The sequence below is a fragment of the Streptomyces sp. NPDC059371 genome (assembly GCF_042751995.1).
Classification (GTDB): domain Bacteria; phylum Actinomycetota; class Actinomycetes; order Streptomycetales; family Streptomycetaceae; genus Streptomyces.
Genome location: NZ_JBHYXD010000051.1, coordinates 14,292 through 28,787 on the forward strand (window position 1 = coordinate 14,292; position 14,496 = coordinate 28,787).

A 14,496-nucleotide genomic window follows, 5' to 3' on the forward strand; every position below is an offset into this window, starting at 1 on the left:
CCAGCGCCTACGATCGTGCCGTGGTCCTCTTCGTCCTGGAACGCGTGTCCCGGCACTCGGTCGCCGAGAGCTGGCGGCGGCTGACCGACTGGCCCCGGCACGCGGACGTCGTGCCGCTGACCCGGGTCACCGTGCGCACACCGGCGCCGACGCGGCGGGGCACGGTCTTCGTGGCACGGTCGGGACTCGGGCCGCTCGCGTTCGACGACCCGATGGAGGTCGTCGCGTGGAGCCCGCCGGGCGACGGGGGCCCCGGAACGTGCCGGCTGGTCAAGCGCGGCACGTTCGTCACGGGCTGGGCCGAGTTCGAGGTGCATCCGGCGGACGGCGGCGGTTCACGGGTCCTCTGGCGGGAGGATCTGAATGTACGCGGCCTCCCCGCCTTCACCGACCGGCCGCTGGGCGGGACGGCGCGGTGGATGTTCGGGCGGGCGGTGGACGGGTTGCTGGGGCTGGGGTGAGCCCCGGCCGTACGCCCGAGCGGCGGCGACCGGGGCACGTACCCCGTTCTCAGGTCCTTCGGCGGGCCCGGCTCCCGGGGGCCGGCCTCCCGAGACGTCGACGCCCCCGGCGGTCAGGCTCTTGGAAGGCCGGCGTACTCGGCCGTCACGCTCCCGGAAGGCCGGCGTACTCGGCCGTCAGGCTCCCGGCAGAAGCGGCGGCTCGGCCAACCGAGCCAGTTCCAGTGCCTGTTGGGGGAACCAGTCGCCCGCCTTCGGGTCGACCGTGCCGCGTTCGGGGTCCTCGGGGCCCGTAGTTCCGCGCAGGCAGAGGCCGTCCGACTCGCCGGGCGTCTTGATCCACAGGCGGGCGTCCTGGAGCGGGTCGCCGGTGTGCAGCGTCGGGCGGGCGCCGAGTCCGCGGTTCGGCGGGTTGCACCAGTCCTGCGCGTCGGTGTACTTGCCGGCCGGCGGGGTCCAGGTGCCCTGCCCGTTGCGGCTGGAGTCCGTGACGAAGTGCTTCATCCGGGAGGGCGGGGTCGTCACCCGCGCGTCGATCCAGGCCTGTGCGTCGGCGCGCGGCCACCACTGGTTGGGGCACTGGGCGACGTCACCGCCGCCGTCGGCGTAGGCCAGGCAGGACGAGATGAGCTTGCCGTACCAGGAGTTGGCGTCGTCGGTGTGGTAGTTCGAGGCGTTGGTGTAGAAGCCGGAGGCCCGTGCCACCCCGCCCTGGATCAGCCGCGGCACGATGTCGTTGACGGAGTGCCAGCCCGGATGCCCGGTGTCGAGATACACCTTCGTGCCGCGCAGCGGCTCCAGAGCGTCGACGGCGTAGTTGACCTCGGTGTAGCGCGCGGCCGTCTTCCTGCCCTGCGCGTCGTCCTGGCCGCAGTCGGAGGGCAGCAGGGCGAGGGCGTCGGGTTCGAGGGTGACGATCGCGTCGCCGCGCCCGATCCCACGGGCCACCGCGTCGATCCAGGCCTGGTACTCCACGGTGTTCGCGGCGCCGCCCGCCGAGTAGTTGGAACAGTCCCGGCCGGGGATGTCGTACAGCGCGAGCGCCGGGATCGCGCCCTCACGGCCCGCGTCGCGGACCACAGCGCGGACCTCCTTCTCCACCTCGGCCGGCGTCTGGTCGCCGAACCACACGGACTGCGGCGTGTTCACCATCGCCAGGATGCCCGCCGCGTCGCGCAGCCGGCCGGCCCGGGCGAGGCCGAGGGCCTGCCGGTAGGCCGCCGGGTTGGCGTCGGGGACGTACAGCGACGGTCCGCGGCCGGCGGACTGTGCGGCCTGCGCCGGCGGTGCGGCGAAGAGGGCGGCCAGACCGACGGACAGGGCGGCGAGCCAGATGGGCGTACGTCGTCTCATACAGGTTCACTCCGGGGTCGCGTCGGTCACGAGGGACTTGCGGGAGCGCTCCCACAGGAGGTTCGCCGAGAGGCGGGCGCGCGTCAATACGGGGCACGGAAGAACACGAATACCGGCCACGGAAGAACCCGCCCGAAAACAGCGCGACGGCCCGGAGGCGGGCCCTCAGGCCACCGACCCGATGCGCCGCACCGGGGCCGAGGGCGCGTCGTGATGGATGGGGGTGTGCGCCCCGGTGAGGGAGACCCCGCTTCCTCCGCGCCGGTCGGCCACGATCTCCGCGGCGATCGACAGGGCCGTCTCCTCGGGGGTCCGCGCCCCGAGGTCCAGGCCGATCGGCGACCTGAGGCGGGCCAGCTCCATCTCGGTGACGCCGACCTCGCGCAGCCGTTCGTTGCGGTCCAGGTGGGTGCGGCGCGAGCCCATGGCGCCGACGTACGCCACGGGGAGCCGCAGCGCGAGCCGGAGCAGCGGGATGTCGAACTTGGCGTCGTGGGTGAGGACGCACAGGACGGTGCGGGAGTCGACCTCCGTGCGTTCCAGATAGCGGTGGGGCCACTCCACGACGATCTCGTCCGCCTCGGGGAAGCGGGCCGCCGTCGCGAAGACGGGACGGGCGTCGCACACCGTCACCCGGTGGCCGAGGAACTTGCCCACCCGGACCAGCGCCGAGGCGAAGTCGATGGCACCGAAGACGATCATGCGCGGGGGCGGGACCGAGGACTCCACGAGGACCGTGAGCGGCGCTCCGCAACGAGAGCCCTGCTCTCCGATCTCCACGGTGGCGGTGCGGCCGGCGTCCAGCAGGGCCGCCGCCTCGCCCGCCACCGTACGGTCGAGTCCGGGATGGGCGCCGAAGCCGCCCTCGTGGGAGCCGTCGGGACGCACGACGAGGGCGCGGCCCATCAGGTCGGCGGGCCCGCTCACGACGCGGGCGAGCGCCGCCGTCCGTCCGCCCGCCGCGGCGGCCAGGGCCGCCGCGAGCACCGCCCGCCGGGCGGTGTCCCGCGAGCGGACCGGGGTGACCAGGATGTCGATGACACCGCCGCAGGTCAGACCGACCGCGAAGGCGTCGTCGTCGCTGTAGCCGAAGCGTTCGAGGACGGTCTCGCCGTCCTCCAGCGCCTGCGCGCACAGGTCGTAGACCGCCCCTTCCACACAGCCGCCCGAGACCGAGCCGATCGCCGTGCCGTCGGCGTCGACGGCGAGCGCGGCGCCCGGCCGGCGGGGCGCGCTGCCGCCGACCGCCACCACGGTGGCGACGGCGAAGTCGCGGCCCTGCTCGACCCACCGGTGCAGTTCTTCGGCGATGTCCAGCATGTCTCGGTCTCCTTGGCAGCGGTTGCGTGGAAGGGGCTCGGCATCAGCGGACGCCCAGCCAGCCCTCGATCGGGTGGAGCGCGAAGTAGACGAAGAAGACCGCCGTCAGACCCCACATGAAGGCCCCGGTCTCCCGGGCCCTTCCCTGTGCGGCCTTGACGGCGACGTAACTGATCACGCCGGCCGCCACGCCCGCGGTGATCGAATAGGTGAACGGCATGATCACGACCGTCAGGAAGACGGGGACGGCGGTGGCACGGTCGGCCCAGTCGACGTGACGCGCGTTCGTCATCATCATGGCGCCGATGACCACCAGGGCCGCCGCCGCGATCTCGCCCGGGACGATCGCCGTGAGCGGGGTGAAGAAGAGGCAGGCCGCGAAGAGGAGGCCGGTGACGACGGAGGAGAGGCCGGTACGGGCGCCCTCGCCGACGCCGGTCGCGGACTCGACGAAGACCGTCTGGCCGGAGGCTCCGGCCACTCCGCCGACCGCTCCGCCGGCGCCGTCGATGAACAGCGCCTTCGACAGACCGGGCATCCGGCCCCGGTCGTCGGCCAGTCCGGCCTCGGTACCGACGCCGATGATCGTGGCCATCGCGTCGAAGAAACCGGCGAGCACCAGAGTGAAGACGATCATGCCGACCGTCATGGCACCGACGTCGCCCCAGCCGCCGAACCCGACCTTTCCGAAGAGCGAGAAGTCGGGCATCGAGACGGCGCTGCCGTGCAGTTCGGGGGCTCCGCCGGCCCACTGTCCGGGGGCGATGACACCGGTCACGTCGAGGACGACGGACAGAGCCGTGCCGGAGACGATGCCGATGAGGATCGCGCCGGGGACCCCGCGCGCCTGGAGCGCGAAGATCAGCAGCAGGGTCGCGGCGAAGAGCAGCACCGGCCAGCCGGCGAGTTCGCCGGTGGCGCCGAGGGTGAGGGGGGTGGCCTTGCCCTGGTGCACGAAGCCGGCCTTGACCAGGCCGATCAGCGCGATGAACAGGCCGATGCCCATGGTGATGGCGTGCTTGAGCGCGAGCGGGATCGCGTTCATGATCATCTCGCGCAGCCCGGTGACGACCAGGAGCATGATGACCACGCCGTACATCACGCACATGCCCATGGCCTGCGGCCAGGTCATCTGCGGGACGACCTGCGAGGAGAGCACTCCGGACACCGAGAGCCCGGCGGCGAGGGCGAGCGGCACCCTGCCGACGAAGCCCATGAGAAGGGTGGTGAAGGCCGCCGCGAACGCGGTCGCGGTGATCAGGGCCTTCTGCCCGAGCACGTCCCCCGCCACGTCCTTGCCGGACAGGATGAGGGGGTTGAGCAGCAGGATGTACGCCATCGCCATGAAGGTGGTGACGCCGCCGCGCACCTCGCGCGCGATCGAGCTCTCCCGCCGGGAGATGTGGAAGTACCGGTCGAGCCAAGACCGTCCGGCCGGGACGCGGCTGCCCGCGCCCGCGTCCTGCGCGGTGGTCTTCGGCTCCAGTGACTGCTGGGTCATGTGGGCCTGCTCCCAAGGTTCAAAGGGGCACCCGGACAGCCGTCCTGACGGCTGGTCAACCGCTCGTGCGGTTGCGGGATTTGGGAAGGTGCTTGGGCCGCACGACCCGGGGGACGGCCCGAGACGAACGTGGGAAACGAGAGGAACGAGACGAACGGAAGGAACGGAAGGAACGGAAGGAACGGAAGGAACGGAAGGAACGAGAGCAACGGGAGGAACTCCGTTGCCGTACTTGCCTCCGGGCGGCGCGGCGGCCTGTGACGTTCCCGGTGCCGCCCGGAGGGGACTGCCCGGCGCCTACGCGGTCCCCGTGAGGTGTTCGGGGCGTACCGGCGTCCGGTCGAGCTCCAGACCCGTCGCGTTCCGGATCGCCGCGAGGACGGCCGGGGTGGACGACAGGGTCGGGGCCTCGCCGACGCCACGGAGCCCGTAGGGGGCGTGGTCGTCGGCGAGTTCGAGCACATCGACGGGGATGGTCGGTGTGTCGAGGATGGTGGGGATCAGATAGTCCGTGAAGGAGGGGTTGCGCACCTTCGCGGTCTTCGGGTCGACGATGATCTCCTCCATGACCGCGATGCCCAGGCCCTGGGTGGTGCCGCCCTGGATCTGGCCGATGACGGACAGCGGGTTGAGCGCCTTGCCGACGTCCTGGGCGCAGGCCAGTTCGACGACCTTGACCAGCCCGAGTTCGGTGTCCACCTCGACGACGGCGCGGTGCGCGGCGAAGGAGTACTGGACATGGCCGTCGCCCTGCCCGGTGCGCAGGTCGAAGGGTTCGGTGGGACGGTGGCGCCACTCGGCCTCGATCTCGACGGCCTCTCCTTCGAGCACGTCGGCGAGATCGGCGAGCACCTCGCCGCCGTCGGTGACGACCTTGCCGCTCTCCAGGAGGAGTTCGGCCGTGGCCCACGCGGGGTGGTACGTACCGAACTTGCGGCGGCCGATCTCCAGGACCTTCTCGCGGACGAGCTCGCAGGAGTTCTTGACGGCGCCGCCGGTGACGTACGTCTGGCGGGAGGCGGACGTCGAACCGGCGCTGCCCACGCGGGTGTCGGCCGGCTGGATCGTCACCTGGGCGACGCCCAGTTCGGTGCGGGCGATCTGCGCGTGGACGGTGACGCCGCCCTGGCCGACCTCCGCCATCGCGGTGTGCACGGTGGCGACCGGCACACCGCCGACGACCTCCATGCGGACCCGCGCGGTCGAGTAGTCGTCGAAGCCCTCGGAGAAGCCGACGTTCTTGATGCCGACGGCGTACCCGATCCCACGGACGACGCTCTCGCCGTGCGTGGTGTTGGACAGACCGCCGGGCAACTGCCGTACGTCCGCGGCCTCGCCCGCGGACAGCCACTGCCGCTCGGGCGGAAGGGGCATCGCCTTGACGCGGCGCAGGAGTTCGGCGACCGGGGCCGGTGAGTCGACGCGCTGTCCGGTCGGCAGGAGCGAGCCCTGTTCCATCGCGTTGAGCTGACGGAACGCGACCCGGTCCATGCCCACCTGGTCGGCGAGCTTGTCCATCTGCGCCTCGTACGCGAAGCACGCCTGGACCGCGCCGAAGCCGCGCATCGCGCCGCAGGGCGGGTTGTTGGTGTAGAGCGCGATGGCCTCGATGTCGACGTCGTCGACCACGTACGGACCGACGCCGAGCGAGGAGGCGTTGCCGACGACCGCCGGGGAGGCCGAGGCGTACGCGCCGCCGTCGAGGACGATCCGCGCCTTCACGTGGGTCAGCTTGCCGTCCTTGGTCGCCCCGTGCTCGTAGTACAGCTTCGCGGGGTGGCGGTGGACGTGCCCGAAGAAGGACTCGAAGCGGTTGTAGACGATCTTGACGGGCTTGCCGGTGCGCAGGGCCAGCAGACAGGCGTGGATCTGCATCGACAGGTCCTCGCGGCCCCCGAAGGCGCCGCCGACTCCGGAGAGGGTCATCCGGACCTTGTCCTCGGGCAGGCCGAGGACCGGGGCGATCTGGCGCAGGTCGGAGTGCAGCCACTGGGTGGCGATGTACAGCTCGACGCCGCCGTCCTCGGAGGGCACGGCGAGGCCGGACTCGGGGCCGAGGAAGGCCTGGTCCTGCATGCCGAAGGTGTACTCGCCCCGGACGACGAAGTCGGCCTTCCTCGCGGCCGCTTCGGCGTCGCCGCGGACGATCGGCTGACGGTGCACGATGTTCGGGTGCGGGACGTGGCCGATGTGGTGGTCGGTACGGCCCTCGTGGACGAGGACCGCGCCGGGCGCGGTCGCGGACGCCTCGTCCGTGATCACCGGCAGCTCGCGGTACTCCACCTTGATCTTGGCGGCGGCGCGGCGGGCGGTCTCGGGGTGGTCGGCGGCCACGATGGCGACCGGCTCGCCGTGGTGGCGTACCTTGCCGTGCGCGAGCACCGGGGTGTCCTGGATCTCCAGGCCGTAGTTCCTCACCTCGGTGGGCAGGTCGTCGTACGTCATGACGGCGTACACGCCGGGGGTGGCGAGGGCCTCGCCCGTGTCGATGGACACGATCTCGGCGTGGGCGACCGTGGAGCGCAGGATCTGGCCCCACAGCATGTCCTCGTGCCACATGTCGGAGGAGTACGCGAACTCGCCGGTGACCTTGAGGGTGCCGTCGGGGCGGAGGGTGGACTCGCCGACGCCGCCCTTGGTGCGCGAGCCCTGGGTGATGTTCGTGGGTGTGCCGGTGGTTCCCATGGTCAGACCGCCTCGGACTGCCGGGCGGCCGCGAGGCGGACCGCGTCCATGATCTTCTCGTAGCCGGTGCAGCGGCACAGGTTGCCCGAGAGCGCCTCCCGGATGTCCCCGTCGCTCGGGTTCGGGGTGCGCTCCAGCATCTCGTCCGCGGCGATCAGCAGACCCGGGGTGCAGAAGCCGCACTGGACGGCTCCGGCGTCGATGAACGCCTGCTGGACGGGCGAGAGTTCGTCGCCCTCGCCGGTCTGCGAGTCGTGTCCCCTGGCGGCCCAGCTCTGGGCCTCGTCGAGCGAAATACCCGTTGCCTCGGCCGTGTTGCGGGCGCCGGTCGCGCAACCGGCGTGCTCGGCACGCTGCTTGGCGAAGTCGGCCAGCCCCTCGACGGTGACGACCTCGCGGCCCTCGACCTGGCCGGCGGCGACCAGACAGGAACACACGGGCACTCCGTCCAGGCGGACGGTGCAGGAGCCGCACTCGCCCTGCTCACAGGCGTTCTTGGAGCCGGGCAGGCCGAGCCGCTCACGCAGGACGTAAAGAAGGCTCTCGCCCTCCCAGACGTCGTCGGCCTCCTGCCTGCGGCCGTTGACCGTGAAGTTGACACGCATTACGCGACTCCCTCCGTACGGGCGGCGGTGCCGCGGTAGGACTCCCAGGTCCAGGTCAGCGTGCGACGGGCCATGACGGCGACCGCGTGGCGGCGGTAGCTCGCCGTGCCGCGGACGTCGTCGATCGGGTTGCACGCGCCGGAGCACAGGGCGGCGAACTGCTTGGCCACCGAAGGGGTGATGATCTTGCCGTTGTCCCAGAAGCCGCCCTCGTCGAGCGCCGCGTTCAGGAACTCCTCGGCGGTCCTCGCGCGGACCGGGGTCGGCGCGGCCGAGCCGATGCCGGTGCGGACGGTGCGGGTCTCGGGGTGCAGGGCCAGGCCGAAGGCGCACACCGCGATCACCATGGCGTTGCGCGTGCCGACCTTGGAGTACTGCTGCGGTCCGTCGGCCTTCTTGATGTGGACGGCGCGGATGAGCTCGTCGGGCGCGAGCGCGTTGCGCTTCACGCCGGTGTAGAAGTCGTCGATCGGGATCAGCCGCGAGCCGCGCACCGACTCGGCCTCGACCTCGGCACCCGCCGCGAGGAGGGCGGGATGGGCGTCGCCGGCCGGGGAGGCGGTGCCGAGGTTGCCGCCGACGCCGCCGCGGTTGCGGATCTGCGGGGAGGCCACCGTGTGGGAGGCGAGTGCCAGCCCGGGAAGCTCACGGCGCAGGTGCTCCATGATCCCGGTGTACGGGACGGAGGCGCCCAGGCGCACGCTCTTCTCGCCGGCCTCCCACTCGCTCAGCTCCCCGATGCGGTTCAGGTCGAGCAGGTACTCGGGCCTGCGGTGATCGAAGTTGATCTCGACCATCACGTCGGTGCCACCCGCAATCGGCACAGCGGTGGGGTGCTCGGCCTTCGCGGCGAGCGCCTCCTCCCAACTGGCGGGGCGAAGGAAGTCCATGAGTGGCTCTCTTCATTCGTGTCGTGGGCGTTCTGATCAAGCCAGATCGGGTGCGGCGTCCTCGGCTCGTTCAAGAGGTCTCAACAGTGGAGTGGGGTCAGTACACAGCGGGCTCCGGCACCGGGGTCAGTCACCGAAACCATGAAGGAGTTCGCTGGCCAGCGCGCGCATCTTGTAGATTCGTATGAACCGAGGCCATCGGCAACCTCTTCGTTTTCCTCCGGAAACAGTCGGCACAGTCCTCTGGAAACAGTCGGCACAGTCCTCCGGAAACAGTCGGCCGGTCCTCCGGAAACAGTCGGCCGGTCCTCTGGAAGCAGGGACACGGCCCCTGTGGAAACGGGGACGCGGCCCGGTGGAACCCGAGGCCCCGGGACCGGTACCGCCGGTGACCGGAACCCGCGGACCGCTCCGCGGAGCCCGGGACGCCGAAGGGCCTCACTACCGATCCATCGTAGATTTCGAGACAGAAGAACGGCGGCGACGAGAATGCGGCTGCGCGCACTGCTGGACACGGACGCGCTGGGCCTGCGGCTGCTCGGCGGGGAGGACGAGCTCGACCGCACCGTGCGCGGCGTGATGACCACCGACCTCAAGGACCCGAGCCGCTACCTCTCGGGCGGCGAGCTGGTCCTCACCGGGCTCGCCTGGCGGCACGACGCCGAGGACTCCGAACCGTTCGTCCGCATCCTCGTGGGCACCGGGGTGGCGGCCCTGGCCGCGGGCGAGGCCGAGCTGGGTGACATCCCCGACGACCTGATCGTGGCCTGCGCCCGGCACCGGCTGCCGCTGTTCGCCGTGAACGAGTCGGTCGCCTTCGCCACGATCACCGAGCACGTCGTGCGGCAGGTCTCCGGCGAGCGCGCCGGGGATCTGGCCGCCGTGGTCGAGCGGCACCGGCGGATGATGACCTCGGGCCCCGCGGGCGGCGGCCCCGACGTCGTCCTCGATCTCCTCGGCACCGACCTCGACCTGCGCGCCTGGGTCCTCTCCCCCGCCGGACGGCCCATCGCGGGCTCGAAGCTCGCGGGCGGCGCGCTGCCCTCGGGCACCCGCGCCGAGCTGGCCGCTGCTCATCTGGCGGCGGTCCGCAGCGGGCGCCGGGGACCGCACCGGGTGACCGTGGGCCCGGCGATGTACTCGCTCTTCCCGGTCCGCTCCTCCGGGCGGGCCACGGGCGCCTTCCGGGACGTCCGCGAGACGGTGCTCTCCGACTGGCTACTCGCCGTCGAGGCGGACGCCGGGGACTGGCCCGACGAGCGGCTCGACCTGCTCCAGGGCGTCACCCAGCTCATCGCGGTGGAGCGGGACCGGCGGGACGCGGCGCGCACGGTGCGCCGACGGCTCGCGCAGGAGGTCCTGGAGCTGGTCCAGACGGGGGCCGCGCCCGCCGAGATCGCGGCCCGGCTGCGGGTCGCGGCCCCCGTGCTGCTTCCCGGTCTCGGCGCGGCCCCGCACTGGCAGGTCGTGGTGGCGCGCGTCGAGTGGGACGGCGGCGAGATCGCGGGCGGCCCGGTCGCCCAGGCGCTGCTGGAGGAGATCCTCGTCGACCCGCTGTCGCCGGGCCCCGAACTCTCCGACCGGATCGCCGTCGCCCACACGGGGGACGAGGCGGTCGCGCTCGTGCCCCTTCCGGCGGTCGCCTCCGACGAGGACGGCTCCGAGCCCGGTCTGCACGCCGACACGCTGCTGACGGCCGTACGGGAACCGCTGTCGGCCGGTCTGAACGACGACGGCCGGCTCACCATCGGCGTCAGCGCGGCCGTCCACTCCGCCGAGGGGCTGCGCGGCGCCCTGGAGGAGGCGCGGCACGCCCGCCGGGTCGCCGCGGCCCGCCCCGGACGGGTCTGCGCCGCCGGACACCAGGAGCTGGCCTCGCACGTCCTGCTGCTGCCGTTCGTCCCGGACGACGTGCGCCGCGCCTTCACCGCCCGCCTGCTCGACCCGCTGCGCGAGTACGACGGCCGGCACCGCGCGGAGCTGATCCCGACCCTGGAGGCGTTCCTGGACTGCGACGGGTCCTGGACGCGCTGTGCGGCCCGTCTGCACCTCCACGTCAACACGCTGCGCTACCGCGTCGGACGTATCGAGCAGTTGACGAGTCGTGATCTGTCGAGGCTGGAAGACAAGTTGGACTTCTTCCTGGCACTGCGGATGAGCTGACTCCGGGAGCGCTCCGCGGCGCGGTACGGGACCGACGACTTTGTGAAATCCTTCACCCACCCCCTTGGCCGGGCCCGGTGATCCGTGCTGAGATGCCACCACTCAACAGCTCAATGGTGTGCTCGGGGAGGGCAACGTGGCGCATACCGCCATGTCTGGTACCGGAACGACTGCAGGGGACGATCCACTCCAGACCGCGGTATGGCGGCTGCGCTCGCGCGCCTGCTGGGCCGACGCGGCCGCGCTGATCCAGCCGCACGCGGCGGGGCCGGCGCTGCAGAGAGCGTCGCTCCTGGTCGAGCGCTGTCTCTACACCGAGCAGGGCTGGGCCGAGGCGGAGGACGCGCTGCGCACCGCCGAGGCGCTGGCGCAGAGCGACGACGAGCGGGGCGCCGCCGCCTGTGAGCGGGGCCAACTCGCCTACGCGGCGACCCTGCTGGGTGTGCGCGACCGGGCCGACGAGGCCCGCGCGGCACTCGGCCGGGCCGCGGCACTGCTCGCGCCGGGCGCGCCGGGCAGGGCGCTGCTGGACTTCCGGCGCGGGCTGCTCGCCGAGAACCTCGCGCACGCGCCGCAGGCGGCCCGCGCCGCGTACCGGCGGGCGCACGCGGGCGCGACCGCCCAGAACAACGCGCTGCTGCTGTCCTTCACCTGGCGGCACCTCGCCGGAATCGCCTTGCGCGAAGGGGAGTTGGCGGAGGCCCGGCACGGGTTCGCCGAATCCCTGCGGATCCGCGAGGAGTTGGGGTACCTGGTCGGTACGGCACCGGCCCTGGCGTCCCTCGCCGACGCCGAGACCGAGCCGGAGGCGTCGCGGCTCCGGGCGGAGGCGGGCCGCCTGTTCCGTCTGCTCGGGGGCGTTCCCCTGTGGCTGGCGGACCAGTTGACTCCGGCACCGCCGGCGGCCACGGCCTGATCGGGTACGGAGCGCGCCTGCGCGGCCGGACCAGGACCGGGGCCCGACGGCTTCAGGCGGCAGGAGCCCCCGCACCCGTGCGGGGGCCGGCGGTCGCACAGGGCCGGCACTCCCGGCGGGGGCCGGCGCGCGTACAGGGCCCGCACTCCGGGCAGGGCGGGCAACTCCGGGCGGGGGCCGGCGCCCGTACAGGGCCGGCACTCCCAGCGGGGCCGGCAACTCCCGGCGGGGCCGGCAACTCCGGGCGGGGGCCAACGCTCCCGGCGGGGCCCCGCGTTCCTCCGGGGCCGGCTCCGTCAGGGCGCGCCGGTGAAGTGTTCGCGCACCAGCGCCTGGACGACCGTCAGGTCCTCGGCGATCAACGCGTCCAGCAGCGCCGTGTGTTCGGCCGCGTCGGCCACCAGGTCGGCGCGGCCCCGGGAGACGGGACCGCCGACGAGCGGCCACTGGGCACGGCGGTGCAGATCGTCGGCGATGCGCACCAGCTGCGCGTTGCCCGCGAGGGCGAGAACCGCGCGGTGGAAGGAACGGTCGGACTCCGCGTAGGTCACACGGCAGCCCGAGGAGGCGGCCCGCACGGTGGCCTCGGCGAGCGGGCGCAGCTCGGCCCAGCGGGCGGCGGGCACGGTGCGCGCGAGCCGGAGCATCACCGGGACCTCGATCAGGCCCCGGATCTCGGCGAGTTCGGCCAGATCCCGGGTGCCGCGCTCGATCACGCGGAAGCCCCGGTTGGGGACGACCTCGACGGCGCCTTCGAGGGCGAGTTGCTGCATCGCCTCCCGGACGGGCGTCGCCGACACCCCGAACCGCTCGCCGAGCGCGGGCGCCGAGTACACCTCGCCGGGGGCGAGTTCACCCGATACGAGCGCGGTACGCAGGGCGTCGAGGATCTGCCCCCGCACGGAAGCGCGCTGCACGACGGGACGGCCGGCCTCGGAGCGGACGGCGGGGCGGGCCTCCTCCCTGTGCGCGGGGCGGGCGTTCGGCTCGCGTGCGGCCGGGCGGGCCTCCTCGGTGCGCGCGCTGCGGGCGCCCTGGATGTCCGCTCCCGGCCGGGCCTCATCCGCGCGCGGGGGACCGGCGTTCTCCGGGCGGGTGGCGGGACGCGTCCCGCCGGCGGGCGCGGGCCCGGCGTCCCCGGGGTTCGCCGCGGGGTGGGCGCCGTCCGCGCGTACGGCGGGACGGGTGCCCTCGGTGCGCGGGCTCGGGATCGGCGCCTCGCTGTGCGTGTGCTCACCCCGGGCCGAGGCCAGGACGACCGGGTGCCCTCCACCCGGCCCGGCGGCGGGCCCGTCGCCCACGACTCCCGCGGGCACCGCCCCGACCCGCCCCGCGTCCGCGGGCCCCGGCTGCTGAGGAACCCGGAAGGCACCCGCGTGGACGTCCGGGGCCCACGGCCCGGCGGAGCCGTGGGCGCTGCGCGGAGCGGCCTGTTCCACGGTTCCTCCTCCGGGTCGGTGGTACGTCGGTGGCACTGGGAGTCATGACGTCGGTTGTTACCAGTCCGTCAAGCACGATAGGCGCACACGGGCCCGGTTCAAACACCCGCACGACAGGGTAAGGTAAGGCTTACCTGCCAACGATCGTGAAGCGATGGTTCCGCATGTTCACTTCCACGCTGTCGGCCGACGCCGCCACGACCGCCACAGCGGCCACGCCCGCCCCGGCCGGTCCGGGCGCGCTCGCCGGCGGCGTGTCGCCCGTCGCCGATGCCTACGCGCGGCTGACCGAGGTCTTCCCGGACCTGAGCGTCACGGAGCTGGGAGCGGGCGAAATGGCCCCGCGGGGCGGGGGTTGGGCCGCCGCCGCGCGGCTCGCCGAGGGCGGCGCGGACCTCGACGCGTTCCTCGCCTGGGACGAGGCCCAGGTGCTCCGGGACTACGGCACACGGGCACGGCCGGACGTCGTGGCCGGCTTCGGACTGCACCGGTACGCCTGGCCGGCCTGCCTGCTGATCACCGTGCCGTGGTTCCTTCAGCGCCGGGTGCCCCGCCTGCCTGTGGAGGACGTCACATTCCAGCGTGAGCTCGGCCGGATGGCCGTCCGGATCACCACGTTCGCCTGCCTGCCGGACGACCCGGCCGCCGCCCTGCCGGGCGCCCGTGTCGTACCCGACGAGGAGGCACTGCGCGCGGAGGTGCGGTCCTCGGTGGCCGAGCACCTGGAGCCGCTCCTCGGCGGATTCGGGCCGCGCATGCGGCGGCGCGGCCGGGCACTGTGGGGCATGGCCACGGACGAGATAGTCGAAGGCCTCTGGTACGTCGCCGATCTGCTCGGCGAGGAACGGCGCGCGATGCGCGAGCTCGAACTGCTGCTCCCGGGCTCGGCCCGGCCGTACGTCGGTTCGCCGGCCTTCCGCGAACTGACCGGTCCCGAGGGGCAGTCCCTGGCGACCCGCGACCGGGTGAGCTGCTGCCTCTTCTACACCGTGCGCCCCGACGACACCTGCGGCACCTGCCCGCGCACCTGCGACGCGGACCGGATCACCAAGTCGGCCGTCGCCCAGGCGAGTTGACACGACTGGGGCGAGCGCGCCACCGTACGCACCCCGGGACCGGATCCGGTCGCGGCACCCTCGGGAAACCCGCGCGGCGCCCCAGGA

Annotated in this window: 11 protein-coding genes; 4 read left to right on the forward strand and 7 right to left on the reverse strand. The window is 73.1% G+C overall.

Going from position 1 to position 14,496, the window contains the following annotated elements:
• The first annotated feature begins 20 nt into the window (after window positions 1-20).
• On the forward strand, window positions 21-461 hold the full coding sequence (locus ACFXGX_RS25765) for an SRPBCC family protein (protein WP_384795364.1): 441 nt from the start codon (window positions 21-23) through the stop codon (window positions 459-461).
• A 177-nt stretch (window positions 462-638) separates the two neighbouring features.
• Here ACFXGX_RS25765 and ACFXGX_RS25770 read toward each other — a convergent pair whose 3' ends face one another.
• From ACFXGX_RS25770 to ACFXGX_RS25795, 6 genes are all read right to left on the reverse strand, one after another.
• Window positions 639-1,814: a glycoside hydrolase family 6 protein gene (locus ACFXGX_RS25770; protein ID WP_384795366.1), complete on the reverse strand. Its 1,176-nt coding sequence runs from the start codon at window positions 1,812-1,814 to the stop codon at window positions 639-641.
• Between the two features lie 165 nt (window positions 1,815-1,979).
• A complete protein-coding gene (locus ACFXGX_RS25775; protein WP_384795368.1) occupies window positions 1,980-3,134 on the reverse strand; it encodes an XdhC family protein in 1,155 nt (384 codons plus the stop codon).
• Between the two features lie 43 nt (window positions 3,135-3,177).
• A complete protein-coding gene (locus tag ACFXGX_RS25780) occupies window positions 3,178-4,635 on the reverse strand; it encodes an NCS2 family permease (protein WP_384795370.1) in 1,458 nt (485 codons plus the stop codon).
• Between the two features lie 297 nt (window positions 4,636-4,932).
• The gene (locus ACFXGX_RS25785) at window positions 4,933-7,320 is read right to left on the reverse strand and encodes a xanthine dehydrogenase family protein molybdopterin-binding subunit (protein ID WP_384795372.1); all 2,388 of its coding nucleotides are present in this window, start codon (window positions 7,318-7,320) and stop codon (window positions 4,933-4,935) included.
• Window positions 7,321-7,322: 2 nt separating this feature from the next.
• Window positions 7,323-7,925: a (2Fe-2S)-binding protein gene (locus tag ACFXGX_RS25790; protein WP_384795374.1), complete on the reverse strand. Its 603-nt coding sequence runs from the start codon at window positions 7,923-7,925 to the stop codon at window positions 7,323-7,325.
• A complete protein-coding gene (locus ACFXGX_RS25795; RefSeq protein ID WP_384795376.1) occupies window positions 7,925-8,815 on the reverse strand; it encodes an FAD binding domain-containing protein in 891 nt (296 codons plus the stop codon). Before ACFXGX_RS25795 ends, ACFXGX_RS25790 begins: the two co-directional genes overlap by 1 nt.
• 489 nt (window positions 8,816-9,304) lie before the next feature.
• On the opposite strand from ACFXGX_RS25795, the gene ACFXGX_RS25800 reads away from it, so the two are divergent.
• Window positions 9,305-10,978, forward strand: coding sequence for a PucR family transcriptional regulator (locus ACFXGX_RS25800; protein ID WP_384795378.1), 1,674 nt, complete (start codon window positions 9,305-9,307; stop codon window positions 10,976-10,978).
• A 136-nt stretch (window positions 10,979-11,114) separates the two neighbouring features.
• Window positions 11,115-11,894: a hypothetical protein gene (locus ACFXGX_RS25805; protein ID WP_384795380.1), complete on the forward strand. Its 780-nt coding sequence runs from the start codon at window positions 11,115-11,117 to the stop codon at window positions 11,892-11,894.
• Window positions 11,895-12,190: 296 nt separating this feature from the next.
• On the opposite strand, the gene ACFXGX_RS25810 is transcribed toward ACFXGX_RS25805, so the two are convergent.
• Window positions 12,191-12,934, reverse strand: a complete 744-nt coding sequence (locus ACFXGX_RS25810) for a GntR family transcriptional regulator (protein WP_384795426.1) — start codon at window positions 12,932-12,934, stop codon at window positions 12,191-12,193.
• 563 nt (window positions 12,935-13,497) lie between these two features.
• Between ACFXGX_RS25810 and ACFXGX_RS25815 the strand changes: the two genes are divergently transcribed.
• Window positions 13,498-14,409, forward strand: coding sequence for a (2Fe-2S)-binding protein (locus tag ACFXGX_RS25815; protein WP_384795382.1), 912 nt, complete (start codon window positions 13,498-13,500; stop codon window positions 14,407-14,409).
• The last annotated feature ends 87 nt before the right edge of the window (window positions 14,410-14,496 follow it).

Excerpts from the sequence above, each read along its gene's own strand:
- ACFXGX_RS25770 (WP_384795366.1), bottom strand. The coding sequence starts at position 1,814 with ATGAGACGACGTACGCCCATCTGGCTCGCCGCCCTGTCCGTCGGTCTG.
- ACFXGX_RS25800 (WP_384795378.1), top strand. The coding sequence starts at position 9,305 with ATGCGGCTGCGCGCACTGCTGGACACGGACGCGCTGGGCCTGCGGCTG.
- ACFXGX_RS25815 (WP_384795382.1), top strand. The coding sequence starts at position 13,498 with ATGTTCACTTCCACGCTGTCGGCCGACGCCGCCACGACCGCCACAGCG.
- ACFXGX_RS25785 (WP_384795372.1), bottom strand. The coding sequence starts at position 7,320 with ATGGGAACCACCGGCACACCCACGAACATCACCCAGGGCTCGCGCACC.
- ACFXGX_RS25775 (WP_384795368.1), bottom strand. The coding sequence starts at position 3,134 with ATGCTGGACATCGCCGAAGAACTGCACCGGTGGGTCGAGCAGGGCCGC.
- ACFXGX_RS25795 (WP_384795376.1), bottom strand. The coding sequence starts at position 8,815 with ATGGACTTCCTTCGCCCCGCCAGTTGGGAGGAGGCGCTCGCCGCGAAG.
- ACFXGX_RS25780 (WP_384795370.1), bottom strand. The coding sequence starts at position 4,635 with ATGACCCAGCAGTCACTGGAGCCGAAGACCACCGCGCAGGACGCGGGC.
- ACFXGX_RS25790 (WP_384795374.1), bottom strand. The coding sequence starts at position 7,925 with ATGCGTGTCAACTTCACGGTCAACGGCCGCAGGCAGGAGGCCGACGAC.